Origin of the sequence: Fulvimarina manganoxydans (genome assembly GCF_900176465.1) — a bacterium.
GTDB lineage: Bacteria > Pseudomonadota > Alphaproteobacteria > Rhizobiales > Rhizobiaceae > Fulvimarina > Fulvimarina manganoxydans.
In genome coordinates, this window is sequence record NZ_FWXR01000008.1 from 31,907 (window position 1) to 57,096 (window position 25,190).

Annotated in this window: 22 protein-coding genes; 16 read left to right on the plus strand and 6 right to left on the minus strand. The window is 61.9% G+C overall.

The features are described from left to right. Positions 1–35 precede the first annotated feature (35 nt). From B9A15_RS10515 to B9A15_RS10560, 10 genes are read left to right on the plus strand one after another with little or no spacing between them, the layout of a single operon-like run. The gene (locus B9A15_RS10515; RefSeq protein WP_139798325.1) at positions 36–665 is read left to right on the plus strand and encodes a hypothetical protein; all 630 of its coding nucleotides are present in this window, start codon (positions 36–38) and stop codon (positions 663–665) included. A gap of 6 nt (positions 666–671) precedes the next feature. Continuing rightward, positions 672–1,223 carry a hypothetical protein gene (locus tag B9A15_RS10520; protein WP_084410024.1) on the plus strand — a complete coding sequence of 184 codons (552 nt, stop codon included), beginning with the start codon at positions 672–674 and terminating at the stop codon, positions 1,221–1,223. A gap of 17 nt (positions 1,224–1,240) precedes the next feature. Continuing rightward, complete coding sequence (locus B9A15_RS10525; protein WP_084410025.1) at positions 1,241–1,639, plus strand: hypothetical protein; 399 nt, start codon at positions 1,241–1,243, stop codon at positions 1,637–1,639. A 3-nt stretch (positions 1,640–1,642) separates the two neighbouring features. After that, positions 1,643–4,657 (plus strand): hypothetical protein, encoded by a 3,015-nt coding sequence (locus B9A15_RS10530; RefSeq protein ID WP_084410026.1) that lies wholly within the window; start codon positions 1,643–1,645, stop codon positions 4,655–4,657. Positions 4,658–4,695: 38 nt separating this feature from the next. Then, positions 4,696–5,484, plus strand: a complete 789-nt coding sequence (locus tag B9A15_RS10535; protein ID WP_139798326.1) for a hypothetical protein — start codon at positions 4,696–4,698, stop codon at positions 5,482–5,484. Further along, positions 5,484–6,266: a hypothetical protein gene (locus B9A15_RS10540; protein WP_084410028.1), complete on the plus strand. Its 783-nt coding sequence runs from the start codon at positions 5,484–5,486 to the stop codon at positions 6,264–6,266. The genes B9A15_RS10535 and B9A15_RS10540 overlap by 1 nt, the downstream gene beginning before the upstream one ends. Beyond that, positions 6,263–6,838: a hypothetical protein gene (locus B9A15_RS10545; protein WP_084410029.1), complete on the plus strand. Its 576-nt coding sequence runs from the start codon at positions 6,263–6,265 to the stop codon at positions 6,836–6,838. The genes B9A15_RS10540 and B9A15_RS10545 overlap by 4 nt, the downstream gene beginning before the upstream one ends. Continuing rightward, complete coding sequence (locus B9A15_RS10550; RefSeq protein WP_084410030.1) at positions 6,835–8,001, plus strand: hypothetical protein; 1,167 nt, start codon at positions 6,835–6,837, stop codon at positions 7,999–8,001. Before B9A15_RS10545 ends, B9A15_RS10550 begins: the two co-directional genes overlap by 4 nt. Further along, positions 7,998–8,483 (plus strand): hypothetical protein, encoded by a 486-nt coding sequence (locus B9A15_RS10555; RefSeq protein WP_084410031.1) that lies wholly within the window; start codon positions 7,998–8,000, stop codon positions 8,481–8,483. Before B9A15_RS10550 ends, B9A15_RS10555 begins: the two co-directional genes overlap by 4 nt. A 6-nt stretch (positions 8,484–8,489) precedes the next feature. Continuing rightward, positions 8,490–10,745, plus strand: a complete 2,256-nt coding sequence (locus B9A15_RS10560; RefSeq protein WP_084410032.1) for a DotA/TraY family protein — start codon at positions 8,490–8,492, stop codon at positions 10,743–10,745. A gap of 83 nt (positions 10,746–10,828) precedes the next feature. Here B9A15_RS10560 and B9A15_RS10565 read toward each other — a convergent pair whose 3' ends face one another. Continuing rightward, positions 10,829–11,149, minus strand: a complete 321-nt coding sequence (locus tag B9A15_RS10565; protein ID WP_084410033.1) for a hypothetical protein — start codon at positions 11,147–11,149, stop codon at positions 10,829–10,831. Positions 11,150–11,158: 9 nt separating this feature from the next. After that, positions 11,159–11,584: a hypothetical protein gene (locus B9A15_RS10570; RefSeq protein ID WP_139798327.1), complete on the minus strand. Its 426-nt coding sequence runs from the start codon at positions 11,582–11,584 to the stop codon at positions 11,159–11,161. Positions 11,585–11,758: 174 nt separating this feature from the next. Between B9A15_RS10570 and B9A15_RS10575 the strand changes: the two genes are divergently transcribed. From B9A15_RS10575 to B9A15_RS10585, 3 genes are all read left to right on the plus strand, one after another. Further along, positions 11,759–12,013, plus strand: coding sequence for a type II toxin-antitoxin system Phd/YefM family antitoxin (locus B9A15_RS10575; RefSeq protein ID WP_084410035.1), 255 nt, complete (start codon positions 11,759–11,761; stop codon positions 12,011–12,013). Then, the gene (locus B9A15_RS10580) at positions 12,010–12,456 is read left to right on the plus strand and encodes a type II toxin-antitoxin system VapC family toxin (RefSeq protein WP_084410036.1); all 447 of its coding nucleotides are present in this window, start codon (positions 12,010–12,012) and stop codon (positions 12,454–12,456) included. The genes B9A15_RS10575 and B9A15_RS10580 overlap by 4 nt, the downstream gene beginning before the upstream one ends. A 400-nt stretch (positions 12,457–12,856) precedes the next feature. Continuing rightward, a complete protein-coding gene (locus B9A15_RS10585) occupies positions 12,857–15,499 on the plus strand; it encodes an AAA family ATPase (RefSeq protein ID WP_084410162.1) in 2,643 nt (880 codons plus the stop codon). Between the two features lie 343 nt (positions 15,500–15,842). Here the strand turns inward: B9A15_RS10585 and B9A15_RS10590 are convergent, their stop codons facing one another. The 4 genes from B9A15_RS10590 to traA all read right to left on the minus strand — a co-directional run bounded on the left by B9A15_RS10590 (position 15,843) and on the right by traA (position 22,508). Further along, positions 15,843–17,072 (minus strand): type IV pilus twitching motility protein PilT, encoded by a 1,230-nt coding sequence (locus B9A15_RS10590; RefSeq protein WP_084410037.1) that lies wholly within the window; start codon positions 17,070–17,072, stop codon positions 15,843–15,845. A gap of 18 nt (positions 17,073–17,090) precedes the next feature. Beyond that, positions 17,091–18,008: a type IV secretory system conjugative DNA transfer family protein gene (locus B9A15_RS10595; protein ID WP_244556898.1), complete on the minus strand. Its 918-nt coding sequence runs from the start codon at positions 18,006–18,008 to the stop codon at positions 17,091–17,093. After that, a complete protein-coding gene (locus tag B9A15_RS10600; protein WP_084410038.1) occupies positions 18,005–18,520 on the minus strand; it encodes a DotD/TraH family lipoprotein in 516 nt (171 codons plus the stop codon). Before B9A15_RS10600 ends, B9A15_RS10595 begins: the two co-directional genes overlap by 4 nt. A gap of 118 nt (positions 18,521–18,638) precedes the next feature. Then, the gene (gene traA / locus B9A15_RS10605; protein ID WP_170923252.1) at positions 18,639–22,508 is read right to left on the minus strand and encodes a Ti-type conjugative transfer relaxase TraA; all 3,870 of its coding nucleotides are present in this window, start codon (positions 22,506–22,508) and stop codon (positions 18,639–18,641) included. A gap of 208 nt (positions 22,509–22,716) precedes the next feature. Here traA and B9A15_RS10610 point away from each other — a divergent pair, with 208 nt between their 5' ends. Genes B9A15_RS10610 through B9A15_RS10620 form a run of 3 tightly spaced genes read left to right on the plus strand, consistent with a single transcriptional unit; the run spans position 22,717 to position 25,156 of the window. Next, positions 22,717–23,109 carry a TraC family protein gene (locus B9A15_RS10610; RefSeq protein WP_170923253.1) on the plus strand — a complete coding sequence of 131 codons (393 nt, stop codon included), beginning with the start codon at positions 22,717–22,719 and terminating at the stop codon, positions 23,107–23,109. Further along, on the plus strand, positions 23,084–23,308 hold the full coding sequence (locus B9A15_RS10615; RefSeq protein WP_084410041.1) for a conjugal transfer protein TraD: 225 nt from the start codon (positions 23,084–23,086) through the stop codon (positions 23,306–23,308). The genes B9A15_RS10610 and B9A15_RS10615 overlap by 26 nt, the downstream gene beginning before the upstream one ends. Before the next feature lie 9 nt (positions 23,309–23,317). Continuing rightward, positions 23,318–25,156 (plus strand): type IV secretion system DNA-binding domain-containing protein, encoded by a 1,839-nt coding sequence (locus B9A15_RS10620; RefSeq protein ID WP_084410042.1) that lies wholly within the window; start codon positions 23,318–23,320, stop codon positions 25,154–25,156. The last annotated feature ends 34 nt before the right edge of the window (positions 25,157–25,190 follow it).

The window sequence follows — 25,190 nt, forward strand, 5'->3', positions numbered from 1 at the left end:
AATACCGAAAATCAGCGGCATTGCAAGAGGCAATTATGAAAGTAAAGCAAAATGATCGCTGGACGGCGGATAAGCAATCCCCACCAGTGGATAGCCGCTTTTTGCCTCAAAATGGAGCAATTACACTTCTCTGCTTGTTGTTTTTTATTGGAATAACGCTCACTGCATCTTATTTTTTACTTAATTCGCCAGCATTCCGCCAAACCATCGCAACGGCAAAAAGCGATACCATTGCGAGCGACAACGATCGATTGGTGCGGATCGAGCGCAGCCTTGCCGCCGTGCAAAACCGGCTGACAAGACTGGAAACGTCCAATAACGAGTTGCGGCGTGAAGTTGCACTCTTGTCGGGTCCGCGTGGGGTCGTGGCCCGCATCATCGATCAGCTTCGCAATCTCAAAGGGCAGGAAGAAGTGCTGCGCCGCAACGTTCTCGACGCGCTACGTGGCGATGATGGTCTCAAAGGGGATGGGGCTATGGCAGAGGGGATGGTTTCGGAAGACATGGGCGGTCTGACCGACGGCGTCGATCCCGATCTCATGCGGCAGACGGCCATGGCGCCGATCCCGCAAGCGCGGCCTCACCATGAGGTCGTCACTCCGGTCGCCGCGAAAGCGAGTGCCGCGAAGGCTGACGAGGGTCAGTCTAGCGAGGCGTCGGAGTAGGGGGCAATGGACGAGTTCGTTGCCTTCGTCGAGCGGGTCCAGGGGCTCATACCGCCCTTCGAGAAAGTCGTCGTCGCGTTCTGCTTCATTGCAGGGATTGCGCTGATCATTCGCGGCGTGACAATCGCTTCACGGTCGACCGGCAACGGGCAGATGTCCTCTCTTGCCTATGGCGATCGGAGCCTGGCGGCTATCGTCGTCGCACACATTGCCGTCGGCAGCCTTCTGATCGCGATCCCGCAGACGCTTTTTACGGCGGTCGCTTCGCTTTACGGCGACAGCGAGCCGGTCGCGGCAACCGAGATTTTGGCCTACGCGCCGGAAATGCTGGCGCCGGCGTCCACGGAAGTGGCACAGAAGATCATCGTCGCGGTTCTGACCGTCGTGCAATTCATCGGCTTCGTCGGCGTCGTCCGCGGGCTCTTTCTTCTCAACCAGGCTCCCCAGCAACCAGGGTCGGGTCTGGTGGGACGTGGCGTCACCCATCTCGTGGGCGGCGCCTTGGCCGCGAACATCGTGGTGTTCGCTCAAATGCTGGAAAACCTGATCATCGGATAGATGGGGGACTGATTGACATGAAACGCATGAACGCATTCGCTTGCCGGCTGCCCTTCGCGGCCGCAGCCCTTCTCGCCGGCACGGCATCCGCTTTCGCTGAGGGCAGCCAAGGTTTCGGCGCCGTCGCCGACACGGTGCGCACCGGCACGCTCGGCCCGCTTGGTGATCTCCTTGGGGCCGGCGGCCTGATCCTCGGTATCGGCTCGCTGATCATGATGGGCCTCACATTCTACAAGATGAAGCAGGGCGGCCATCATGGTGATCCGAGCGCGTCGCCCGCTCGGGCTGCGACCTTCGCCGTTGCCGGCGCGCTGCTTCTGGCTCTGCCCGCCACAATGGGGACGGGCGTCGCGACGCTTTTTGGTGACGGCGCTTCCACCGCGTCGATCGACGGTTCGCTGCGCTCGGTCGAGTAGACCATGGGACTGTTCGACGGCCTCGCCGCCTTCGCGGCCCGCTCTGTCCTGAAATCGTCGCTCGACGGCTATTGCCGTCTGGTGACGACGGAGGACGAGCACAGCTTCGTCTCGGATGACGGAAGCCTGTCGAGCGTCTTCGCGCTCGATGGGTTCCGTTCGATCCCCGGTGGGCCGGAAGTCAGCGTCGCCGTCGAACATCTGCGCATCGCGCTCTCGGCCTATCTGTCGACACCGGGGCACTCGATCCAGCTCTGGTTCGGCCATGCGCCGGATTTGGCAAAGTCCGACATCGAGACGATTGTCCGGACGACCGGCAAGACCGCCGCCGACAGCGGTCTCGATCTCGTCGATCTCCTCAGCGAGCGCCGGGCGCTTCTGCCGAAGAAGCTCTCGGGCGAACGCTCCTATCTCGTCTTGTGGTCGCGTCCGTCACTGATGAGCAAGGCCGAGCGGAAGGACGACACGGCTGAGCTTCGTGAAACGCTGAAGTCTCGCAAGCCCGCCACCTCCGCGCAGCAGCCGGGCATCGGCTTTCAATCGCTTCTGACCCGCCATGTGAGTGTCGGCGACGCCCTGGTGCGGGAGTTCTCGAACACCGGCATTGTGCTCGAGCGGCTGACGACCCACGAAGCCCTGTCCGTCATGCGCGGCGTCATCAATCCCGACTTCATGGCCGAGGGCCGCGCCTGGAAAGGCGTCCTGCCCGGCGACAAGGTGCGGGCGCGCATGCCGGCGAATGACCGTGAACTTCGTCGCGGCGATATCTCGAACCTGCTTTGGCCGATCATCTCCCGCCAGCTCATGACCGATCACTGCGAGGTCATCGATCAGCACACGGTCGAGATCGGCAATCATGTCGCCTCCGGCTTCGACATCACACTCGGGCCGGAAATCGTCGTCGAATTCAATGCGCTCATCCGGCGCATTCTGGAAGCTGAGGACAAGATCGCCTGGCGCTGCTCGATGAGCTTCGACAGCGGCGGGTTTCAGGGACAGGTCTTCAAGGAGCAATATGCGGGCCTGTTCACCTGGACGGCCGCGATCTCGAACGGCCGCATCCGCAGAGCGTTCGAGCAGCTCCGGCAGTGGGACGGCGCCGGCGACACCGTAATCCGCTGGCGCGCCTCCTTCGCCGCCTGGGCGCCGAAGGACGAGGTGAAGGCGCTCCGCCGACACGTCTCGACCCTCAGACGCACGGTCGAGCGCTGGGGCAACTGCCAGACCGACGCGCTCGTCGGCGATCCGCTGGAATGTATCATGTCATCCTCGCTCGGCATCACGTCGGCCTCGACGGCGCCGGCTGCCTCCGCCTCCATGGGCGAAGCCTTGGCGCTTGCCCCGATCGCGCGCCCGGCAAGCCCTTGGCCAAGTGGTGCGGTCTTGCTGCGCACCCGCGACGGCAAGCTCTGGCCCTATCAGCCGGGTTCGTCGGAACAGCTTGCCTCCGTCGACGTAATTGTCGGGACACCCGGCTCCGGCAAGTCGGTTTTGATGAACACGATCAATCTCGGGGTGGCTTTGTCGCGCCAGACCGGGCGCTCGGAGACGGGCGAGGGGCTCTTGCCCCGAATCTCGATCATCGACATCGGACCCTCCAGCTCCGGCCTGATCAGCCTGATCCGCGATGCCCTGCCGGTCCATCGGCGGCACGAGGCGGTCTATCACCGGCTCAAGATGGATGACCGCTATGCGGTCAATCCCTTCGACACCCAGCTCGGACTGCGTAAGCCCGTCGCCCATGAACGGGCCTATCTGATCAATCTCATCTCGCTCATCTGCACGCCAGACGGCGAAGACGCGCCGCTCGATGGCATCACCCAGATGGCGGCCGCCACGATCGATGCGGCCTATGAGAGCTTCGCCGGCAACAAGGCCAAGCGCTACCGAAAAGGCGAGAGCTACGAAATCGACGACGCCATCGCCAAGGCCGGGATCGAAATCGATGCCGAAACGACGTGGTGGGAAATCACCGACGCGCTCTTCGACAAGGGCCGCGCCCACGAAGCCGCTCTCGCGCAACGCCTGGCCGTCCCCGTCCTTGGTGATCTGATCTCGGTCTCGAACGAGCCGACGGTGAAGGAGCCGTTCAAGGAAATGCGGACGAAGACCTCCGAGGGTCTTCTGACTGCATTCCAGCGGATGATGACCAGCGCGATCCGCGACTTTCCGATCCTTGCGAAACCGACGCGCTTCGATCTTTCCAACGCTCGCGTCATCGCCTTCGATCTTGCCGACGTCACCTCGACGGCCGGACCGCAGGCACGGCGCCAGACGGCGATCATGTACATGATGGCTCGCCAGGCGGTGACGAGCGATTTCTGGCTCAATGCCGACGAGCTGCGCGGGCTTCCGATCTCGACCGACTATCGCGATTTCCACCTTCGCCGGGTCGAGAACAATCGCAAAATGCCCAAGCGGCTCTGCTTCGACGAATACCATCTGACCGGCGGCCTCGGCATCCGCGACCAGGTGGTTCAGGATGTCCGCGTCGGCCGTAAGGCCGGTGTGCAGATTTCGTTGGCGAGCCAGCTCCTCGACGATTTCGACTCGTCCATTCAGGAACTCGCGACGAGCTTCTGGTTCTGCAACGTGCCGTCCGAGCAAAGCCGCAGGGCGATCTGCGAACGCTATGGTCTCGGTCCCTCCGCGAGAGAGGCGATGGCCAATCTGCGCGGGCCGATCCAGGGCGAGGGCGCCCCGGTGCTTGCGATGATGTATCTGCGCTCGGGCACCTACGTGCAGATGTTGATGAACGAGCCGGGCCCGATCGAGCTCTGGGCGCTGTCGACCACGGCCGAGGACGCGGCCCTTCGGCAAATCCTCTACGACCGGCTCGGTTCGAAGACCGCGCGGCAGCTTCTGGCGAAGCGCTTTCCCTCCGGGTCGGCCAAACGGGCGCTGGAACGCCGGCTTGCCGAACTCGAGGACCGGGGCGAGGCGGTCGATGACCGCGCCCGCGACGACGTCTTGAAGTCGCTCGCCGACGAATTGATCAAGGAAATGGGTGAGGCGTGATGCTGAGGGGACTGGCCGCCCTATTGGCGGCATGCGTGATGGCGACAACGGCCATGGGCCAGACGGTCGCGACGCAGACGATCGACTTCGACAAGCCGGACGAGGACGCAACGGCGGTCGCGCGCGCCATGTATGGCAAGCGCTTTGCCCATGTCGCGGCCAAGCGCTTTTGGCTGATCGAGCCGAAGGACGGCATGAGCGATCAGCTCGCCGTCCAACTCGGATCGCGCAAGCCCTGCGCCAAGGACTGTGAAGTGGCGGTCCTGTTTCATACCGACAATGGCTGGGCAAACATCTGGCGCGAGAAGGGCGACAGCCTCGCGATCGGCGAGCTCGATGAGCTTACCGGCCTGAAATCCATCATCCATGAGGGCCGAGCCTGGGAGTGGGACGGCAAGAACTACTACGCCATGCCCTATGGCGATGTCCCGAAATACCGCCAGGCGAGCGAGGACGAGATGAAGCTCGCGATCGACTGGGTGAAGGCCAATCTGAACCTGCCCGAGACGGTGGCACCGCCCAATCTCTCCGTCGTCGACATGGACCTGAAGTCCGGCGACGAAAAGGCGATATTTCTTCAAGGGACCGCCTTCTGCGGCAATTCCGAATGTCCCGTCCTGATCGTCGACGGCGGCAAGGTCCTGACGCGGGTCGATTCCCTTGGTCCGGACGTCCGGGAGGGCAAAGGTCTTCGAGACCCCAAGGGCTACAAGATGATCGAGGTCATGCATCCGACGACCGTCGACATCGTGAGCCCCGGCAATGGGCAGGTCGCGCTGACATTCGGTGCTGAACCGATCGTTCGCGCCGGGACGGAGACGGAGTAATGCGGCGAGCGTTTAGCCTCTTCGTCGTTCTGTCGGTCGCGGTCTGGCCGACGATCCAGGTGTTTGCCGCCGTCAGTCAGAGCTATCAGGACCATATCTCCGGCAAGGAGAGCAGCGGCAGCTATTCGGTCTACAACGCTGGCGGCCATACCGAGGCGCTCGGCCGTTACCAATTCATCCCGTCGACCTTCGCCGCGCAAGGGTACATGACCTTTACCGGCGGGTCGAAAAAGAGTTGGTCGAGCTACGAGTTCAACGACGCGGCTCACGACGCTGGCGTCTATTCCGTCGACGATCTGCGCTACACCGACGCCGGCCACAATCTTCAGGATGCCGCCTTCGATCGGTTCACGGCAAGCAATGCCAGCGCCTTCTCCTCGGCGACACGCGCCGCGATCGGGACAACCGTCAACGGGGTGACGATCACCGAGGAGGGGCTTTTGTCGGCCGCGCACTTCCTGGGCGTCGGCGCTCTCAACGATTATGTCGCGTCCGGCTTCGATCCGAGCGTCCTGCCGGCGGATTACCTCTCCGCCAACGGCTTTTCGAGCTACGCCGAACTCAACGACTACCTGATGAAGCGCATGGCCGACGCGTCAGGTTCGACCTGGGATGGCAGCTCGGGGGACTCGCTTTATGCCGACGGCTACGGCCAGGACGGCATGTATGACGCGACCGAGGGCTTTCCGGGCTTCGGGTCAAAGCGGCCGACCATGATCCAGGAAATTCCGCCCTTCCAGGGGCGTCTTGAAAATCTGACAGCGGGGGCAGGGGGACAATGAGGACGTGGGGGCTCGTTCTGGGACTTGTCGCGATCGCGGCTTTGACGCCGGCGCCCGCCTCGGCGCAGGGGCTCGACGACGCGATCAGCCAGCTCTTCAAGGTCGATGGCGCGGGATGCGATCAGGGGATTGCCAATCAGCTCACGACCGCAATCCGCACCGGTATCGAGCAGGAAGTCCAGCGCGCCGAAGAAGCGCTCAAGCTGCCGAAGCCGATCGCCGACATGGGCTGCCTCGACAGCTTGTTCAACATCAATCTCGACACACTGATTTCGCTTCCGAATATCAACAACATCCTCAACCAGGCGATCGCCGCCGGCGAGGCGAAGATCTGCTCCTATGCGCAGGAGCAATTCGCCAAGCTGACCGAGCCGATCAATTCCGCGCTGACCCTGCCGAGTTTCGACAATCTCGGCATTCCCGGCTTCGAGAACTCCTCCGTGTCGGTGAACTTCGACGGTCCGTCGGTCGGCTTCGGCAGCCAGGGACAGATCACGATCGATCCGTCCTATGACGTCAACGCCGGCACGGCGCTGCGCGAGCTTTACGAACAGTCTGGAGACGACCAATGAGCGCGCGTCATAGTTTTCTCGGCGCGGTACTCGCCGGCGGCACGATCCTGTCAGGCGTCGTGCCGGCGGCCGCCGTCTGTGACGGCTGCGTGGTGAGCGCCATCCACAACATGAATGCCAATCTGAGCGCCCATCAAGATCAGACGACCGCGGCCGTCAACCAGACGACGAGCGCGGTGGTGACGGCGCAGAACGCCATCGTCGCGGCGATCACACAAGGCACCGCGCAGGTCTCGGGCTATCAGGCCCAGACCACGGAAGCCAACCGTCGTATCGAGGAAGCCGCGCAGATCAATGACACGACCCGTGCGAGACAGGAAGCACGGGCGCGAGCCGAGGGCGGCCGCTACGATCCGGCGGCCTCCGCCTGCACCGACCTGACCGGCATCTTCTCCTTCGGCGGCGGTCAATCGGTCCAGGGCCTCGGCGGCAACGATGTCGTCAACATCTCGCGCAATCGCTCGCGCGGCAACGGCGGCGAAGGTGCGGCCGTGCGCTCCGGTGGCCTCGCCGTCGCCTCCGAAATCGTCAGCGCCCGCGACACTTATGAGGGCTATGGCGGCTATCTCGATCCGACGTCGGATCTGCGGTTCCTCACCGAAAACCAGACCCTCGACACCTCCAAGGAGGATAACGTCAAGATCCTGGCGCGGCTGATCGACAACATCGTCGATCCGACGCCTGCCCGGCCGATCTCGGAAGCCGAAGCCAAGACACCGCAGGGCAGGGCACAGATTGCCGCCCGCACTGTCGACGACGCCCGTCGCTCCGCCGCCTCGGCGGTCTTTGCGCATTTGGGCGAACTGACGGCGCCGACGGGCGGAGCCGAACTCGCGAACTGGGCGAAGGGCGCCGTCACCGACGCCTATCCGAACACGGTTGGCGACAAGGTCTCCTACCAGCAGGCGATCGACATTTTCGTGCAATCGCGCTTTGCCAATCCCGACTGGCATCAGCAGCTCGCCAAGATGTCGCCGGCGGCCGTCGCCCGCGAAATGGCGCTCACCATGGCCTTGAACCTTCACGTCAACTGGATGCGGTTTCAGCTCGAGCAGCGCATGGCCGCCGTCCAGGCGGCGAACCTCGCCGTCAATCTCGATCAGTCCGACGGCACCTCGACCGCGATCCCAACCAACATCCCGGCAGCTGGAGGCGGGTCATGAGCGAGCGGCGGGGTTTCTTCAGACGGGTGTCCGGCATCGGCGGTGTCAGGCGGATGTCGGGCGTTGCCAAGGACGGGGCGGATTTCGTCGCGGATTCCGCCTCGACCCTCAAACCGCGCCGTTTCGATCGGCGTGGTTTTTTCGGTCGCGATCATGATGGCGGTATCGCCCGGTTTCGCCAGATGTCGGCCAATCTGTCGGCGGCCGATATCCAAAACGCCCATACCGGCTGGTCGAACCAGAAGCAGGTGTTTGCCGTCATGGGGGTCGCCTGCCTGATCATGATCCCGCTCGGTTTCGTCGGCGGGTTCATAACCTGGTATTTTCTGATCGGGCTGCTCGGCGCGGCTCTTCTGTTCGGGACACGGGCCATCGTTGCCGACTTCCGAGCCTGGCAGATCGAGCAAGGCCGCTTTGCGCCCCCTGCCGAATATCTGAACGACCGGCTTCCCCGGAACATGCAGATCATCGAGAAGGACTGAGCCGCCATGCTGAGGATCCTCGCCACGCTGTTCGCCATGGCGCTTCTCACCGGCTCGGCCGCGGCCGCCGATATCAGCATCGCCGATATCTTCACCGGCGCCGGTGATCCGCAGTCGAACGAGTTCCTCAACATGATCTTCGGATCGGGGCTGTTCGAGGTGACCGATGGGGTCGGCGGCGCCGACGAGACGCTGATTTCGACCCTGATGACGAATTTCAACGTCATCTTCTTCGCCGTCGGCGTTCTTCTTCTCGTCTACAACATCGTCGTCGCGGTCACCGAAACCGCCCATGACGGGTCTGTCTTCGGCGCGCGGCATTCGGCGCTTTGGGCGCCGATCCGGCTCTGTGTCGCGGCCGCCATGCTGATCCCGCTGCCGGGCGGCTATAACGGCCTTCAGCATGGTGTGGCCTATGTCACTCGCGCCGGTACGGCGACGGCCACCTTTTTCTGGTCGGAGGCCGTCGACGCGGTGATCGATCAGAACATGCCGGTTGCGGCACCCGACTTCGTGTCCCTCGATGCCAACTTCATCCAACAGCTCTGGCGGATGGAGCTCTGCATGGCGTCCTACAATCAGGAGGTCGCCAAGGCGGGCGATCTCGAACAGATGACGGCGGGATGGGCCGGGGGCAACTCGCGGGTCTATGCCTATTCGCTGTCTGGCCATCAGGGCGCCTGCGGCAAGATCGAGCTGCCGGAAGCGACGTCGGGGTTCAAGCGCATCGCCGAGGACGTCGGCAGCGATTACGACACTTGGCTCTCGAATATGCAGGATGCGGTCAACGGGATGATCGAGAGGGTCAGACCTGTCGCGGAAGAGGTCGCGACGGCCGCCAGCACGCGCGAGGAAATGCCGGCAAGCCGTGAACTCAGTAAGGACATGAGTGCATGGCGTAAGGCTCACAAGCAAGCCGTCGACCCGTTTACAGGGTCGATTTCCGAGACGGCGGAAGACAAGGTCGAGGCCGCCATGAAGGATACCGACGGTTCCGATCTCGCCAGCAATTTGAAAGCGAATGGGTGGACGCGCGCCGGATTCTATTATCAGACCATGGCTCGTTATTCGACGGATGCGAGCAGCATCTTACAGATGCTACCCGTCATGACGCCCGGCGACGCGATCGGCGCCGCTACCAACCCAATGGGCGGGACGTTCCGCGCCATACGATCGCAGATGGGCAGTTGGTGGCCCTTCTCGGACACGAACCAGAACGTCCGCGATTTCCTCGCCGAGATCGGCAATACCTATGCACTCACGGTCAACTGGTGGAATGAATCCGTCGCGCGATCGAACCTGAAGGCCTTCACCAACGAGCGCGTCGTCTTCGCCGATTCCGGTGGGGATACGACGTCCTATCTGCCTTCGATGCAAAGCATGTCCCAGGCAGCCCAATTTCTTAGCCCGGCCGCAGACAAAGACCCGATGCTTGGCCTCGTCACTTTCGGCAACGCCATGGCAGCGATTTCGGCGACGGCGATCACGGCCCTGACAGTGCTGGCGGCCTTCCCGCTCGTTGGCGGCGCGGTGGGCTTCATCGGCACGGTCTGCGGCTGGCTCCTCAACGGCATGGCGCTCGCCGGCATGTTCCTCGCCTGGATTCTGCCGATGCTCCCCACCATCATTTGGGTGTTCGGCGTTCTCGCCTTTCTGCTCTTGATCGTCGAGGCAATCTTTGCAGCGCCTCTCTGGGCGATGGCACATCTCTCCATGGACCAGGAAGGGCTTGGCGGGCGGCAAGGTCGGCGCGGCTATATCTTGCTCCTATCGGTCTTCCTGACGCCGGTGCTGATGCTGTTCGGGCTCTTCATCGGCATGATCCTGTTCCGGGTCGCCGGCACGCTCATCAATGGCGGCTTCTATTACGCCCTGACCTCCTCGGCCTCGCTGACTGGCGACAGCGTCATGTCGATGCTGTGGATCTTCGGCGTCCTCATCGTCATGCTGTTCATGGCCTTCGTCTATCTCCTGATCATCGAGCGCTCCTTCGCGCTGATCGCGGAGTTCCCGGCCCGCGTCTTCCGCTGGTTCGAAGATATCGGCGGCGACCTCGACGGTTCGACCTCAGCGAAGGCCCATGGCGCAGGCCTCACTGCTGGCGGCGTCGGCGGCGGCGCGCTTGTCGGTGGTGGGAGAAGCGCACAGGGGCGGATCGGAGCCCGCAATGCCGCGAGCCAATCCCATGCCAGCAGCCCGCAAGGCCAGATGGACGGCTATTCGCATCCAAAGGCGATCAGTCGCTACCCGCCCAAATCCTGAAGGCGATAGGAGACACAAATAGAAAAGGGCGGTGTCACCTCGGCGCCGCCCTTATTCATTACGAACGCTCTGTCGAGCCAATCTCAAAATTCCTTGTCCTTCAAATAGAAGGCCTTGATGAATTCGATGACAGAGAAACCTCCGACGAGGTAGGTCGCGGCTCCGATCAAAAGCACCTTCGTCTCGAAAGTCTGGTGGCTCCAGGTGCCGATGACGTGAGGCAGCAACCCGATAGCCATGATGATCGGAGCGAGCGCCATCATGCAGAGGCCGAGCGAGGCATAAAAGGGCGTGCCGATGACAAAATAGAGCGTCCAGAAAACCCGCTTGCGCAGGCGATATTCGCGATCTGTCAGATGATTGGGCGGTTTCCGATAAGGCCTTGCCCAGCGCATCGAAGCCATGCCTCTCTCCTAATCAAAATCAACTATAACCATCAGCCTCCGCTCTCCTCTTATAACATTGAGTGTTGCTTTATCTTGGTATTTATGTGCGCGTTTCATATTTTTCATGAGCTTTTCGACATCGTAGATGTCACTGACCTCCGCCCACTCTATCAAATCGCCAACTTTTGGCGTGTAAGCTTGGTCACCGACCGTTTCTGGTAGAGGCGCTCCCTCTACGTGCGTGATGAAGACAGCTTCCTCGTCCCCGTAAACATCTCCATACCTGCTGTCTGGATCGAAATACTTCGAAGCAGGCGCCAGCTCGACCCAAACCGCCGTGTGCGGAATGTGCTCGCCGCGCGGCTTTTCAGCGTCCTCGGCGGTCGCACCACAGACGCTTGCCGAAAACGCGATGGCCGTCATCCCCAATAGGCTCAAAACGGTTCGTCGCATCGATATCCTCCAGTCCAGTGAATGCAACCCGTCATGGCAAAGGCGGGTGGAGGGAATGAGGCAGGATCGGCGATGCCGCCGATCGTAAATACCTTCGCGAAAACCGCGCCTTGCATTCGAATTCGCACAAGTTGATAGTGGTCATATGTGACCACAATGTCAAGGAATCCGATAATGTCTGTCATCAGCTTGAAGGACGCTAAGGCAGGGTTTTCGAATTTGGTCGATCAGGCGATCGCCGGCGAATTCGTCACCATCACCCGCCATGGCAAACCAGTCGCGGCGTTGGTGTCCATCGAGGCTGCGGAGCTTGCTCAACATGCGATGGGGCGACGCCAATCCGGCCTTCTCGACTATCTTCGGACATTTCCCGGTGACGACGATCTCTTCGAACGAAATTCGGCGCCCTCAAGGGACGCCGAACTGTGAAAGGGTTTCTCCTCGATACCGACGTGATTTCGATGCTAGCACCCGGTCGGACAGACTTGTCGGCCGAGGCCAATGCCTGGTTGGAAAAGGCCGATCAAGAAGGGCGCCTTTTTTTGTCGGTCGTCAGCATCCATGAACTCGAGAAGGGCATCGAGCGGCTCAATCGTCGTGGAGCGACCGCGAAAGCCGCAAGCCTTAGCGGTTGGGTCTCCGGCCTGGTCAAAGGCTTCGATGACAAGATCCTGAGCGTCGATTTGGAGACGGCACAACTTGGCGGCCGCCTGGAAGCCGAAGCGATCTCGGCCGGTAATGCGCCTGGGATGGCCGATGCCCTGATTGCCGGGACGGCGAAGGCTCACGATCTGATCGTGGTCACACGCAACGCGCGTCATTTCGGAATGTTTTCAGTTGAGATCGCTTCGACGACGAGTATGAAATCCTGATTCCATTCCAAGGTCCGCCATCAAACAGCAACTGCCGACCCATCGTAGCCTCCGTGCATTATTCGGACACGGATTTACGGTAGCGAATGTTCGCATCCCGTTTGCAGGCTAAAGACTTCTGACGACCCACCGGCGCCGTTCCAAATGACGCTCGCTCTATCTCAAAGCAGTCGTTCATTTTGCATCTCGTTTCCACCGCCGCGGGCCGGAAGCGGCGAGTGCACTGAGCCATCCTTTGCACACGAAATCCTCTGTTGCACCGTCCGAGAGCCACGTCACAAATCGATCCGGTGCGCCAATTGGGTTGACTCGTTTCTCGATGACGGGCGTTCTCGGGCGGGACGGTGCTGACGACTTCGAGCCCGGCACTTGCGCAGACGAAGGCGAACCGGAGAGAAGCATGGCGAACGAGCCGATCGACGACATCATCGGCTGGTCGGTCGGGCAAGCGGCTTGGCGTCAGGACTGTCTCCGGCGCCTAGCAACGACGGACGAGCTGGCCGAGGATGACTTAGACGAGTTGCTGGCGATAATTAAGGCCGAGGCAGGCCTCGCCGTTGCGGAGGCGCCGCCGGCACCTGTGCCGTTTGCGAAAGAGCATTTCGGCGGGAGCAAGCAGGCGCCGATTACGCTCAAGGGGATCGCTAACGTCGAGGGAGTGAACCGGCTGGCCGACAAGGCTTCGCTGAACTTCTGTCCAGACGCGCTGACCATTGTCTATGGCCGCAATGGCAGCGGCAAGAGCGGGTTCGTTCGCATTCTTCGAACGGCGTGCCGCACTCGGATCGAGAACACGACGACGCTTAAGGTCCTCGCCGACGTCTACGGAAGCGGCGACGGCGTGCAGTCGGCCGACATCATCGTTGATGCTGGCGCTGGTGATGAAGCGATTTCGTGGGCCGCTGGCATGCCAGCGGCACCCCAACTGATGCAGGTCTCGGTTTTCGACACGGCGTCCGCTCAGCTCTACGTCGATAGCGGCAACCAAATCCGCTTCCTTCCCTTCGGATTGGCTCTGTTGCATCGCCTCAATGCTGTCTGCTTGGAACTCAAGAGAAAGCTGGAAGCCGAGCAGGCGATCGCCGCCGGGAACAAGATCCAGCTGAGCGCGGTGATGTTCTCGCCGGTTCGCGACACGGCCGCGCAACGCTTCGCCGCTTCGGTCAACGCGAAGACCACCGACGAACAGATCGAGGAGGCCGCGAAGTTCACGGAGGCGAACGACGCACGCATCGACGAGATAGGGACACTTCTTTCCTCGGGATCGACTGCAAAGACCGACCTCGCCACGTTCTTGTCGTGGGTCGCAGCCGTCGCCGGCGAGTGCGGAGAGGCGTTGACGTCGCTGTCCGACGAGGCGCTCGACGCGTTAACGGTTCTTCGCGATAAAGCGATCGCGGCGCGTGACATCGCGAAGCTAGCCGCAGGCGACCTGTTCGACGACGAACCCCTCAAGGGAGTAGGCAGCGAGAGTTGGCGCCAGTTGTGGGTAGCCGCGCGCGACTTCTCTGTTGCCGAGGCCTACCCCGGCCAAGACTTTCCAGTCACCGGCGCCGAGGACGACCCGGCGGCGTGCGTCCTGTGCCAGCAGCCGCTTTTACCGGAGGGCGCAGAGCGCATGAAACGTTTTCGAGATTATATGGAAGACGCTCTCGACAAGGCCGCGTCCGTAGCCGAGCAGGCCCTCGTCGAGGCAAAGTTGGCGCTGCCCGCACTTGCGAAACTCCGCGCGGATGACTTCACCGAGAGGCTCGAGCAGGTGCGGTCGCGCGATGCTAGTTTAGCGGACACACTGTTGGCCTTCCAGAAGGCCGCAAGTGAGCGGATCGAGGACGCGGCGGCCCGGCTAGACGGCAGCGAGCGCAAGGTCGTCTCCGAGCTGGTTTCACCACTCACCGGGATGCAGACCCTAGCGGCGAAGCTGACCGCCGACAAGGAAGCCTTGGCAGCCGCCGAAGACACCGAGGGCCGCGACCGGCTTGCCGTTGAGAAGGCGGCACTCGAGGACCTGAAGGTCCTCGCTGCCAATAAAGCAAAGCTCGTGACCCATCGGGATCTGATGCTGCTCAATACGGCATACGCGAAGGCGATCGCTTCGGTCGCAACGACCGGCATCACGAAGCGCGCCAACGAACTGATCGATACACACTTAACGACGGCGGTAGTGACGAGGTTCGAGAAGGAGCGTAACGAGTTCGACATCGGCCATCTCAAGATCAATTTGACCCGGAAGAGCGGGCAGACGGTTGCGGCGTTCCAGACGGATCCGGGTACCACGCTGACGAAGGTTGCATCGCAGATCCTGAGTGAGGGCGAGCAGCGCGCGCTGGCGCTCGCCGGTTTTCTAACTGAGGTCGCGCTGACGGATGGATCCGGCGCGATCATCGTCGACGATCCCGTGTCGTCGCTTGATCGCGACCGCAGCGCGCGCGTCGCAGCGCGGATCGCTAGGGAGGCGAAGGAGCGGCAGGTTGTAGTGTTCACCCATGACATCGTCTTCTTTAACGAGCTGTGTCAGGCGGCCGACGCGGTCGGCATCGAACCGGTCACAATCGCTGTTTTTAGCGACGGTGACGCCGCAGGCAAGGTCGACCCTGCCGGCATGGCTTGGAAGGGGCTGAACGTTGCCAAGCGCATCGGCTATATCAAGAATAAGTCTGCGTCGCTGCCCAAGCTGCGCGCCACCAGCCCGGCAGACTATGAATTCGAGGTGAAGGGGCTCTACGGACGTTTACGCGATGCCTACGAACGCGTGGTCGAGGAAGTCATCTTCAGCGACATCGTGCGCCGCGGAAGCGACGTGATCCAGACGCAGATGCTGCGATACGTGACGTTGCCGGACGACCTTGCAATCCGCTTTCACGATGGCATGACGAAGGCCAACACGCATAGCCACGACAATCCCGCCTCCGACACAGTGATGGTCCCCAAGCCAGACGAGTTCGAAGCTGACCTGAAGGCGCTCGAGGTGTTGGTCGCCGACTTCAAGCAAGCCAAGAACGCTGTCGAGGCGGCGCGGCCCGGCATGAAGCCAAAGAGATAGGAGCGCTGCCTGTCGGGACTACGATCAGCGCTTGCAGGGGCTAAACAGCGCCCGGTGAGAGGATCGTCGAAAACGTAGGCTAGGCACCGCAACCGTCCCGCTTGAGGTCAACACATAGGGCGGAGAGATATACGCTAAAGGATCGTCGAAGCAGAGGAAACTGACCGTCCTCCAATGTGCAAGATGGGTGGATTGCGGGCAGTCGGCTTTGGAAGTGGTGCTTCAAAACGGAGCTACGACAGCATTCCGCTTGCGGGCTTATCCGTACCCCGTACTATTGCCTGATGACCCCAGACGATATTACTGACGCCAATCGAAGGGCTTGGAACGAACAATGCCACAATCAACTTAGCGGAGTCAGCAGGTCGTATTTCGAACGCGGTATGAAGCGCCTTCCCTCGCCCCTGGTAATCTGCCCGGCTTGAACAAGATCGACCGCGGATCGCCAGAGCGGCTTTGCAAGCGCACCGTCCGGCGGCTCCTCGAGAAGCTCTGTCACGACATCGGTCCAGCTTCCAACCGGGACTGACGTGAAGCGCTGGCGGATGTCATCGTCGAAGAGAAGATATTCGCGCACCGGCACGCGGCCGCGCTCGTCGCCGGTGCGGATCAGGTGCTGAACGACGCAGAGCTGAAGCGAGGTTATGAGGTCGAAGGCGCGTCCCTCCCGCTCTTCGGCCGGAAAGACCGACGCCATGCGCCGCAGCGCCTCGGCGATCGAGCCGGCATGGGTCGTTGTATTCACGATGTGGCCGGTCAGGCAGGCCTCGATCGCGGCCGTCATCGTCTCGCGATCGCGCGCCTCGCCGACATTGATGACCTGGGGTGCCCTGCGCAGGGCGGTCCAGACGCCTTCGGCGAAGGTGCGAAGATTGCGGCCTTCGCCGATTTCCGACTGGCCGATGACCGAGGCCCGATCCTCGCGGTCGTTGAGGATGTCGGTATAAGCGAACTCGATCGGCGCCTGCAGGTCGATGATTTTGCGGGCGGGGTCGGATTCCAGATGATGGCGCGTGATCGCCGCCATCGTCGTCGACTTGCCCTGGCCGGTGGCCCCGGCAATGACGATCAGCCCCGATCGCGGGACGAGATGGTCGCGAAGTTCCAGCTCTAGCGAAACACTTTCAAAGGTCGGCGTTGTTTCGGGCAAAGCGCGAAGCGTGATCTCGATCGCGTTGACGCCATCCTTCTGGATGCCGGTCGCGTTGACGCGGTAGCGCTGGCGCTGGCCGCGCTTCACCCGAACCTCATAGGAGAAGTCGAGGGCGCGGGCCTGGCGGATGATCGCCGAGGCGTCGTTGCTGCCCCAGAGCCGGACCAGGATGATTTCGACCTCGGTCGCCGAGAGAGGTCGGACCATCCCGAAGTGCTGCCGCCCATGGATCTGAACGCGCGGCCGTGTCTCGGTCTGAATCGTGATGTCGGACGCGCCTTTGAGTGCCGCGCCGACGATCAGATGATCGAACAGCTCTTCATGGCCGCCGTCGAAGCGGGAGGGTTCGTCCTTCAGGATCGGGCAATGGCTTTGTCCCGGATCGAATGGAGCCTCGTCGAATAGGCTGAGGTCGATCATCGGCCGCGGCCCACCCCGTCAGTTTGCCTTGGCAAGGCGCCGGGTGACCGGCTTCCACTTCTTCGGATTATGGACGAAGGTCGCCGCATCGACGATCTTCACCGTGCGCTCGCCGATGAAGAGCTCGTTGATGTCGCCGGTGGTCTTGCGCTCCTCCCAGACGATCGCGAGTTCCGTGATCAGCCCGGCATCGACGAGGCGGCGATACTCGACCATGCCGAGATAATCCCGACGCAGCTCGTTCATGTTGGCCTTGAGGGCGGCGTCGGCCTGGGCAACGCCCGCGCGCCAGCCTTCATCGAGATAGGCTTCCCAGATCTGCCGCTCGTCGTCGTCGGCGGGGATGAACTCCGGATCGGGCTCGTTGGGCTCCTCGAGCGGCAGGACGAGGTAGTCGCGCCAGGTCGGAACGACGCCGACAAGATGGCCCGGCCGCTCGATGCGGTAATATTCGTCCGAGGCGACGGACTTCGTGCCGGTGTCGTTGATCTGCAGCGCCGACGTTCCGCGGGTGACGATCGGCGGCACGACGAAGCCGGCTTCCTTCGGCGTGACATAGACGACGCGGTTGAAGTCGAAAGCCTTCGAGAGCTTCGGACTGTCCACCTCGAGCTGGCGCATGATGTCATAGGCACGCTTGTAATAGCCCGCCTGGGCGGCATAGGCGGTGGCGGCGTCGCGAAGAACCTGCTGGCGGAGCTTTTCGACTTCGGTGACAGCGTATTTGCCCGAGCTCGCCCGCTTCTTGAAGGTCCTGAAGTCGACGGGCGGCGCGCCCTTGGCCAGAATGTCGTTGCCGCCGATCAGCGGCGTCGGGGCGATCTCGTCCTCGCTGATCGCGATCGTACCGGTGGCCGGATCATAGTCGCGATTGGTGACACAGCCCGACAGCGCTGCGCCCGCAAGGAGAATGAGGAGAAGCTTCGAGCGCATCATAGGATCACATCGTCCTGGTGCGGCACCGGGCTCTGTTCGGGCCGCAGATAGTGGACCGTCAAAACGCGATTGAACTGATCGACGGTCAGCGTCGCGCGGGTGCGCGCTTGGGCGAAACCTTCTCGCAAAAGGCCGATAGCCGAGAGATTGTATTGGTGGACGGCGACAAAGATCGGGGAGGGTGGCTTTTCACCATCGGCCGCCACCCGGTAGTCGAGAAGCGCCGCCATCTTCTTGGTCAGGTCCTCGACCGTGCCGTTGAAATCGCCGTCGACCAGGAGGAGCCACTCGTTCTGGATCGCCGACGGGACGACATCGACGGCGTTGGGATTGGTGCTCGCCAGCGCGCTGTAGCGGGCGGCGTATGCCTTATTGTCGACGGTAAAGGCCGTCTGCTGATCGATATAGGCTTCGACACCGGCCAGCGACGGATCGGCCACCGGTCTCGCGCAGCCGGTGAACAGCAATGCCGGCGCGATGACCGCCAGCAAACGCAGCTTGTCCCTCTGCATACTCAACGCCCCTTAGAAACTCGTGCGGCTCCTGTGGCTTGTTCCGCAGGTTGTTTCAACCTTGTCCGAGGCTTAAAGGGCTCACTGTGACTCGTGAGTTACAGCCGAAAATTGCGGATCAGCGACTGAGGCCGGTATCGCGGCCGAGAGCGCGATCGAGGGCGAGACGTTGTTGATAGCGCTCGCGATCGAGATGGTCGATTCCGTTCGTCTCGGCTTGCGGCAATGCAAAACGCAAACGGGCTGCATCCGTCGCGATTTTTTTCGACAGGCCCGGCAACGCAGCTGGTCCCCGATCCTCGCTCGGGAAGCGGCGCTTGAAGTCGGCGCTGACGGATTTCAGCTCGTCCCATGCCGGCGTATCGAGAACCTTGCTGAGTTCGTAGCGTCGATCGAGATCGACGTCGGGTTTGTAGGTGATGTCGTTGCCGGAAAGGAGCCGGTTCAACAGCTTTTGCGCGTCACTGGACAAGGCCGGTGTCGGAATGGCGTTGACCGCGCGCCAGGACTTTTCCTGGTTGAGATGCTTGGCGTAGAGGCGTTGTTCATGGTCGGCGAGTTCACCGAGTGACGTGGCAAAGGCCGGCAGGAGGTTCTCAGCCTTTTGCCGCTCGGCATCGTTTCTCATGAAGACGGTTCGGCTTCCGTTGAGCGGCCCGAACGTGTTCGGGTGGTCCCGAACCATTTGCGATGCCTCTTTGACTTGACCGGCATCGATCATCGGCTTCAAGGCCGCCCAAGCCTTGTCCGGCTCGCGCCAAATCTCGCCGGCCCTCGCCGCAAGCCGTGCCTCATAACGGTGAAGACTGGGGTCGGCTTTCGTCAAACGCGACGCTGTCGCCTCGGCGGTTTCCGGCCAAGCCTTGACCGCTGGAAGAGCGACATGGAGATAGGACGGCGCGGGTGGATCGTTGCGCAGCAGATCCACGCCGATGGCACTGCCCGTCGTTTCACGGGCGACATCATTATCCGGGACGATCTTCTCGTCCGCCACCGGTGCGGTCTGCGCCTCGAGTTCGGCCTCAAGACGCTCCGCCCGCTTGCTCGAATGGATTGCATGCGCAGCATCGAGGAGATCGACATCGTGGATGGCGCGGGATACCGCGAAGACCTCTCGCCAGTTGGCTTCAAGCGACGATAGGCTTGCCGAAGGAAGCTCCGGCAACAGGCTTTCCGCCTTCGCGCGATCGAAGATTCGTCCGATCGCCATCACCTGGCTCGGCGACGCCAGATCGCCGACATCCATGCCCCATTGTCGCAATTGATGGGCGCGCGGCGTGCCATGGAGAGCGTGGTCGGCCAGATGGAACGCTTCCCGACGTGCGACGCCCTCGTTTCCCATCCGATCGGAATGAAGCCGGACGTGTTCGAGCCGCGTGACGATGCCGCTAAAGCGCTCGGGAAGCGGCGGAACAGTTCTCGCCGGCGCTTGGTACGACGACGTCGGCGACGGAACATCGATTTCCTGCGCCGAAGCTCGACGGGTGAACTTTTCGGCGAACGTCTGCATGGCCGCCCGAACTTCGTCGGGTTGCGCCCAACCGCGAATGTCGATGAAACGAGCAAGCCAGTTCGGCATCTCGGCTGCCCGTCGCTCGGCGATCGACGCGCGCGCCGAACGATAGTCCTCGCTCGCCTCGAAGGCGAGCGTCGTATCCTTCAATCCCTCCCGTGACAGCCGTTGCAGATAGTCGTCCATGGCACCCGGGCCGTCAGGTGCGATGCCCCGGAAGCTGTCGGCCGCGATGTGCATCGTGACATCATCGCGATGGCGGGTCATGGCGACATAGGAGAGCTGCGCGTCCATCGTCCCGGTCGCAAGGACATGCGCCTTGTCGATCGTCGCCCCTTGCGTCTTATGGATCGTCAGCGCGTAGCCGTGATCGACATTGGCATATTCCGACTGGTCGATCGTAACGGGCGCATCGAGATGCTCGACCGCGATCGACAGATGCCCCGAGCGGGCTAGCAAGACAGTCCCAAGCGTTCCGTTCTTGATGCCGAGATCGCGGTCGTTCTCCAGAAAGATGATTCGGTCGCCTTCGGCAAAGTGCCGCATCCCGCGTTCCGTGACGAAGGGCGCCTCCTCGGAAAGCCCTCCGTCCGCTTTGATAACCTCGCGCGCCGCCGCGTTGAGCGTCAGAACGTCCTTGTTGGTGTGAGCGAGCATCAAGACATCGGCGCCGGCTGACCAATCGTGCTGCCAGGCCGCGATGATCGCGGACCGTGCGTCCTCGCGCGAACCATGGACATGGATATGTCCGCGTTCGTGATAGGCGGCGAGCGCTTCATCCGCCGATCCGCGTCCGAACGCGACGGAGGCCTCGGCCTGCCAGGATCGATGCTGACGGCGGACTTCGTTCAATTCGACATAGCCGATTTCGTGAGCGATCGCCCGGAAGGCCGCGCCCGCTTCGATCGGCTGGAGCTGTCGACCATCTCCCACCAGCACGATCTTCGCGCCCCACTCGTCCAGACGGCGAACAACCCGCTGCATCTGTGCCGAGGCGACCATGCCGGCCTCGTCGAGAACGAAGATATCCCCCTGGTTCAAATGACCCCGGCCATTGTCCCAGGAGCGTTCCCATGACGCGATCGTGCGGGATTCAATCCCTGCCGACGCTTGCAGACCCTCCGCCGCCTTTCCCGCCAGCGCGGCCCCGACGACGGCGCGGGTTTCGGCGGCATAGGTTTCCTTGACGGCGCGCAAGACCGTCGACTTCCCCGCGCCGGCAAAGCCGACCATGACCGAGATCCCCTCGGCCCGTAGCAGATGATCGATGGCCGCCCGCTGCTCGCCCGTATACGCGAACCCCTGGGCTCGCTCAGCCCTCTCAAGCGCGCTGCCCTTGACGGCATCGTCAGGTCGAAACGACCGATCCTCGGCGCGCGACCGCGCATCCTCGATCATGTGCGCTTCGCCCTCGATGACCTCGCTGGAGGTGAAGCGCGATTGCTGCACCACGCGGTTCGTTTCCGGGTCATGGATTTCAGCTTGAACCGCCTGTAGATCGGGATGCTGGCCGACCCGCATGATCAACGCCGCCACATCGTCCCCGGGACCGGCATAGCGACGGATGTAGCGGGCAATGTCCCGATTGTCGAAGGTTGAGAGCTGGCGGGAAAGCCCCTTGATCACGAGGCCCGGATCGGCCTGAAGCCGCTTAAAATTTTCCCGGCGGATCTCCGCGTTCCGCGCTTCCGTCTCGGCATCGACCCCGCGCTTGTCGAGATGCCCCGACGGTCCGTTATGGAGACCCGGTTCAAGGTCTGGGAGTCCTTGTGCCCTCAGCGTGCGATGGTCGACTTGCTGCTCGCAACCCGCCCGCGCCAAAGCGACATTGACATGATCCGCCCACGCCTCTCGCCAGCCATGCAGCTCGGCACGTCCGCCCGCCCAAGGCTGCATGACGAGCTGGCTGTTCTTTTTGCGGACAAACTCGCCGTCCTTCTCCAACGCGACTGACTTGCGACCAAACCCGTCCTCCGTCAGCGGCCGCAACGTCGTCAGAATGTGGACGTGCGGATTGTGTTGGGCGTGATCGGGAAGGTGAAAGGCCCAATCGGCAACATAGCCCTTCGGCGTGATCTCCGAGGCGACGAACTCACGCACCAACGCTATATTCTGCTCGGCCGAGAGCTCCTGCGGAAGAGCCAGCGTCGTTTCCCTGGCAAACTGCCCGTTGGCGCGTTGATCGGCCGCTTCGACCGCGTTCCAAAAGCGTTCGGAAACCTCAACTGCTTCAGGACCGGAAACCCGAATATCAGCGGCCGTCGGTTCGGCATGAGCGAGGTCTCGTATCCAGGCCGGTGCGTCATCCGGAAACGCGACCTCCGAATGAATCGTGTCGTTCTTGCCTGAGTAGTCGTAGGTGCGGCCCCGCTCATCGACCATCATTCGGGTGGAATGGCGATAGGCAGCCGAGCGCACGACGCTCATGCCTTGGGAGCGCCCAATATAGCTTTGCCGAAGATGGAAGATGGCCAAGCGAACGTCCGTGAGCAAAACGACTGAGTGGCTTCCCCTAGCCACGACATCAGACATGCCAGCGCGGGATTGAGATCGCAATCCCATAATTGCGCCTGATAAAATCAGGATGCTGCCGCGGGCCTGGTCGGAAAGTGCTGCGACCGTGCCACTTAGGCGCCTTTCGCGAAGGCCCGATCAAGGCCGAAAAGAGGGAAACGTTGCCAAGTTGCAACGTGCGCGGGACCATTTCGAGGTTGACGCCACATCATGGTGGCGATCACGGCGTTCATTCGATAACCGACGATTGCAGTGCATTAAGGAGACTACGATGAGAAAGCCGCGCAAATCGCGTCAGGAGCTTCTGGCGGAGAGGAATCGGATCGACGAGCTACTGAAGGTCGCCGAAAAATCCGAGGAACTGGAGTTCGGTAAAATGGCCCGGAAGGCCGGCATTTTCGATCTCGATTTGTCGGATGTCGCGCTCCAAAGCGCTTTGCAAGATATGGCCGCTCGATTTCAGGCCAATGGGTCCGACAGTTCGCAGACAAAGGCGCCGGAAAAGCCTTCGTCTCAGACAACGGCTTCGAGTAGTCATGACGGAACTCAAGCGAACGTCTGACGCCCGCAGTCGCAGAGCGGCCGAGACGCGGCACAAGATCGAACTCGGCGGTCTTGTCGTCAAAGCCGGTCTCGGAGACGCCGACAAGGCGTTCATCCTCGGGCTGCTGATCGAGGGCCTGGAGCAGTCTGCCGATCCGGAGACCAAAACGCGAATGCGCTTCAGAGGTCAGCGCGCCTTCAACGCATCTTCCTCATGAGAGATTTCCATGATCGTTCATCGTCGCCCGACGCCGATCGCGTGGTCTTTCGGCGCGATCGTCTTGGGACTTGGCCTGTCGGTGGCCCTTTGGTTTTATCTGTTCAATGACACATACTGGCGGCTGGCGTCGGGTGCGATCATGCATCTGACGACGGACTATGCCGTCATGTGCCTCGACCCGCGATCCTTCTTTGAATGCCGGCGGCTCTTCGAGTTCAATGGCTATCCCGATTTGGAAAAGGTTCACGCACGGCAGGCATTTGTGATCGCGCCCACGATCGTCGGCCTCGGGTGCTTTCTGGTGACGTTCTATCTGCGCGTTTTCACGACGCCCTATCTGATGGTCCTGTCGGGATTTTCGGTCGGTGACTTTGAAGATTTGAAGCGGCAAGCCAAAGCCGAGACCGGGCCGAAGGGCGTCGAATGGTTCCCTGGCTGGCGGATGACCACCGCACGTGAGGTTCAATCTCACGCGATCGTCGGTGCAAGCGGCAGCGGCAAGACGAATGCGCTTCTTCACCTTGCCCATAGTGTCGTCAAACGCGGCGATCGATCGATCGTCTACGCCTATAAGCCGGACATGGTCGCACGCTTTCCGGCCATGGACCCCGACGAGCCTTATGTCCTGCTAGCGCCGCATGACGCACGGAGCTGGCGATGGGACATCGCCCGTGACGTCCAGGACGAAGCGAGCGCGATCCGGCTGTCGGCCCACTTAGTCCCAGACCGTGATGGCGACATCCCGTTTTTCACCCAAACAGCGCGGGCCGTCTGCACCGGGATGATCATGCGGCTGATGCGCGACCGGGGAACCGAGTGGAGCTGGGCCGATCTCAATCGTGAGGTCACGCAGCCGCTCGATGTGCTGGTCACCGTCGCTAAGCAGTATTACCCGGAGGCCGAGGCCTTCCTCTCGGCCGACCCCCGACAGTCGGAAGGAACACGCGGGACGCTGCTCGCTCATCTTCTCAATCTGAAGCTTTTGAGCATCGCCTGGAATGACAGCAAGGATCGGCCCGTCTTCTCGATCCGCGAGTTCATTTTCGACGAGGGGAAGTCGTATCCCAAGACGGTGATCATCGCCCGATCCGGCGATCACGACGAGCTGTCGGGCGCCTGGATATCGACCTTCGTCGAAATGGCGTCCGATGCCGTTCAGTCGAACTATCTGAGCGAGAGCAGTACACGACGGCTTTGGTTCTTTCTCGACGAGTTTCCTCGCCTGCCCAAGGTCGAAAAGGTCGATGATCTTCTCATGACCGGACGCGCCAAGGGTGTCGCGCTTGTCTTCGGCATTCAGTCTCTCGAACAGGTGGCCAAGCACTATGGGCGGGAGAGCTACAAGGCCTGGTTCTCGACAATTGGCACGAAGATCTGCTGTCAGACACAGCCCGGCGAAGGCGCCCATGATCTGGCGTCGATGTTCGGCAAGACCCGCATTCGCGAAAAGAAGATGACGCCGACGGCGACCGGCTCCTACGATGCCGGAAACGAACGCGAGGAGGAGCCTTTCACGGCGTTCGACTTCGCCACGAACCTGAATGTCCATCGCGGGATGTGGCACAAGATGTCGAAGACCGGGATCGACGTTCTGGTCACCGGTGTCGGTCCTGTCTTATGCAAGATCCTCGTGCCCTTCGTTTCTGAGGAAACATACCGAGCGGATTGGGAACCGGCCGACTGGCTTGAGGAAGGACGCCAGTTGATGCGGGAGCGCGAGACGACGGTCGCAAACTTCAAACAGCAATCGACGACCGTCCCAGGTGCGAAGGAAACCGATGATCTTCCTAGCGCCGATCGCTGGATTATCGATGAGACCGGAACGCCGCGACGGAAGTCGGCATAGCCGCCCCGATCGTCATTCGAAGGGACGAGAGTAC

Excerpts from the sequence above, each read along its gene's own strand:
- B9A15_RS10540 (WP_084410028.1), top strand. The coding sequence starts at position 5,484 with ATGCGGCGAGCGTTTAGCCTCTTCGTCGTTCTGTCGGTCGCGGTCTGG.
- B9A15_RS10570 (WP_139798327.1), bottom strand. The coding sequence starts at position 11,584 with ATGCGACGAACCGTTTTGAGCCTATTGGGGATGACGGCCATCGCGTTT.
- B9A15_RS10535 (WP_139798326.1), top strand. The coding sequence starts at position 4,696 with ATGGCGACAACGGCCATGGGCCAGACGGTCGCGACGCAGACGATCGAC.
- B9A15_RS10585 (WP_084410162.1), top strand. The coding sequence starts at position 12,857 with ATGGCGAACGAGCCGATCGACGACATCATCGGCTGGTCGGTCGGGCAA.
- B9A15_RS10520 (WP_084410024.1), top strand. The coding sequence starts at position 672 with ATGGACGAGTTCGTTGCCTTCGTCGAGCGGGTCCAGGGGCTCATACCG.
- B9A15_RS10600 (WP_084410038.1), bottom strand. The coding sequence starts at position 18,520 with ATGCAGAGGGACAAGCTGCGTTTGCTGGCGGTCATCGCGCCGGCATTG.
- B9A15_RS10550 (WP_084410030.1), top strand. The coding sequence starts at position 6,835 with ATGAGCGCGCGTCATAGTTTTCTCGGCGCGGTACTCGCCGGCGGCACG.
- B9A15_RS10615 (WP_084410041.1), top strand. The coding sequence starts at position 23,084 with ATGACGGAACTCAAGCGAACGTCTGACGCCCGCAGTCGCAGAGCGGCC.
- B9A15_RS10525 (WP_084410025.1), top strand. The coding sequence starts at position 1,241 with ATGAAACGCATGAACGCATTCGCTTGCCGGCTGCCCTTCGCGGCCGCA.
- B9A15_RS10565 (WP_084410033.1), bottom strand. The coding sequence starts at position 11,149 with ATGGCTTCGATGCGCTGGGCAAGGCCTTATCGGAAACCGCCCAATCAT.
- B9A15_RS10590 (WP_084410037.1), bottom strand. The coding sequence starts at position 17,072 with ATGATCGACCTCAGCCTATTCGACGAGGCTCCATTCGATCCGGGACAA.
- B9A15_RS10595 (WP_244556898.1), bottom strand. The coding sequence starts at position 18,008 with ATGATGCGCTCGAAGCTTCTCCTCATTCTCCTTGCGGGCGCAGCGCTG.
- B9A15_RS10575 (WP_084410035.1), top strand. The coding sequence starts at position 11,759 with ATGTCTGTCATCAGCTTGAAGGACGCTAAGGCAGGGTTTTCGAATTTG.
- B9A15_RS10515 (WP_139798325.1), top strand. The coding sequence starts at position 36 with ATGAAAGTAAAGCAAAATGATCGCTGGACGGCGGATAAGCAATCCCCA.
- B9A15_RS10530 (WP_084410026.1), top strand. The coding sequence starts at position 1,643 with ATGGGACTGTTCGACGGCCTCGCCGCCTTCGCGGCCCGCTCTGTCCTG.
- B9A15_RS10620 (WP_084410042.1), top strand. The coding sequence starts at position 23,318 with ATGATCGTTCATCGTCGCCCGACGCCGATCGCGTGGTCTTTCGGCGCG.
- B9A15_RS10555 (WP_084410031.1), top strand. The coding sequence starts at position 7,998 with ATGAGCGAGCGGCGGGGTTTCTTCAGACGGGTGTCCGGCATCGGCGGT.
- B9A15_RS10560 (WP_084410032.1), top strand. The coding sequence starts at position 8,490 with ATGCTGAGGATCCTCGCCACGCTGTTCGCCATGGCGCTTCTCACCGGC.
- B9A15_RS10545 (WP_084410029.1), top strand. The coding sequence starts at position 6,263 with ATGAGGACGTGGGGGCTCGTTCTGGGACTTGTCGCGATCGCGGCTTTG.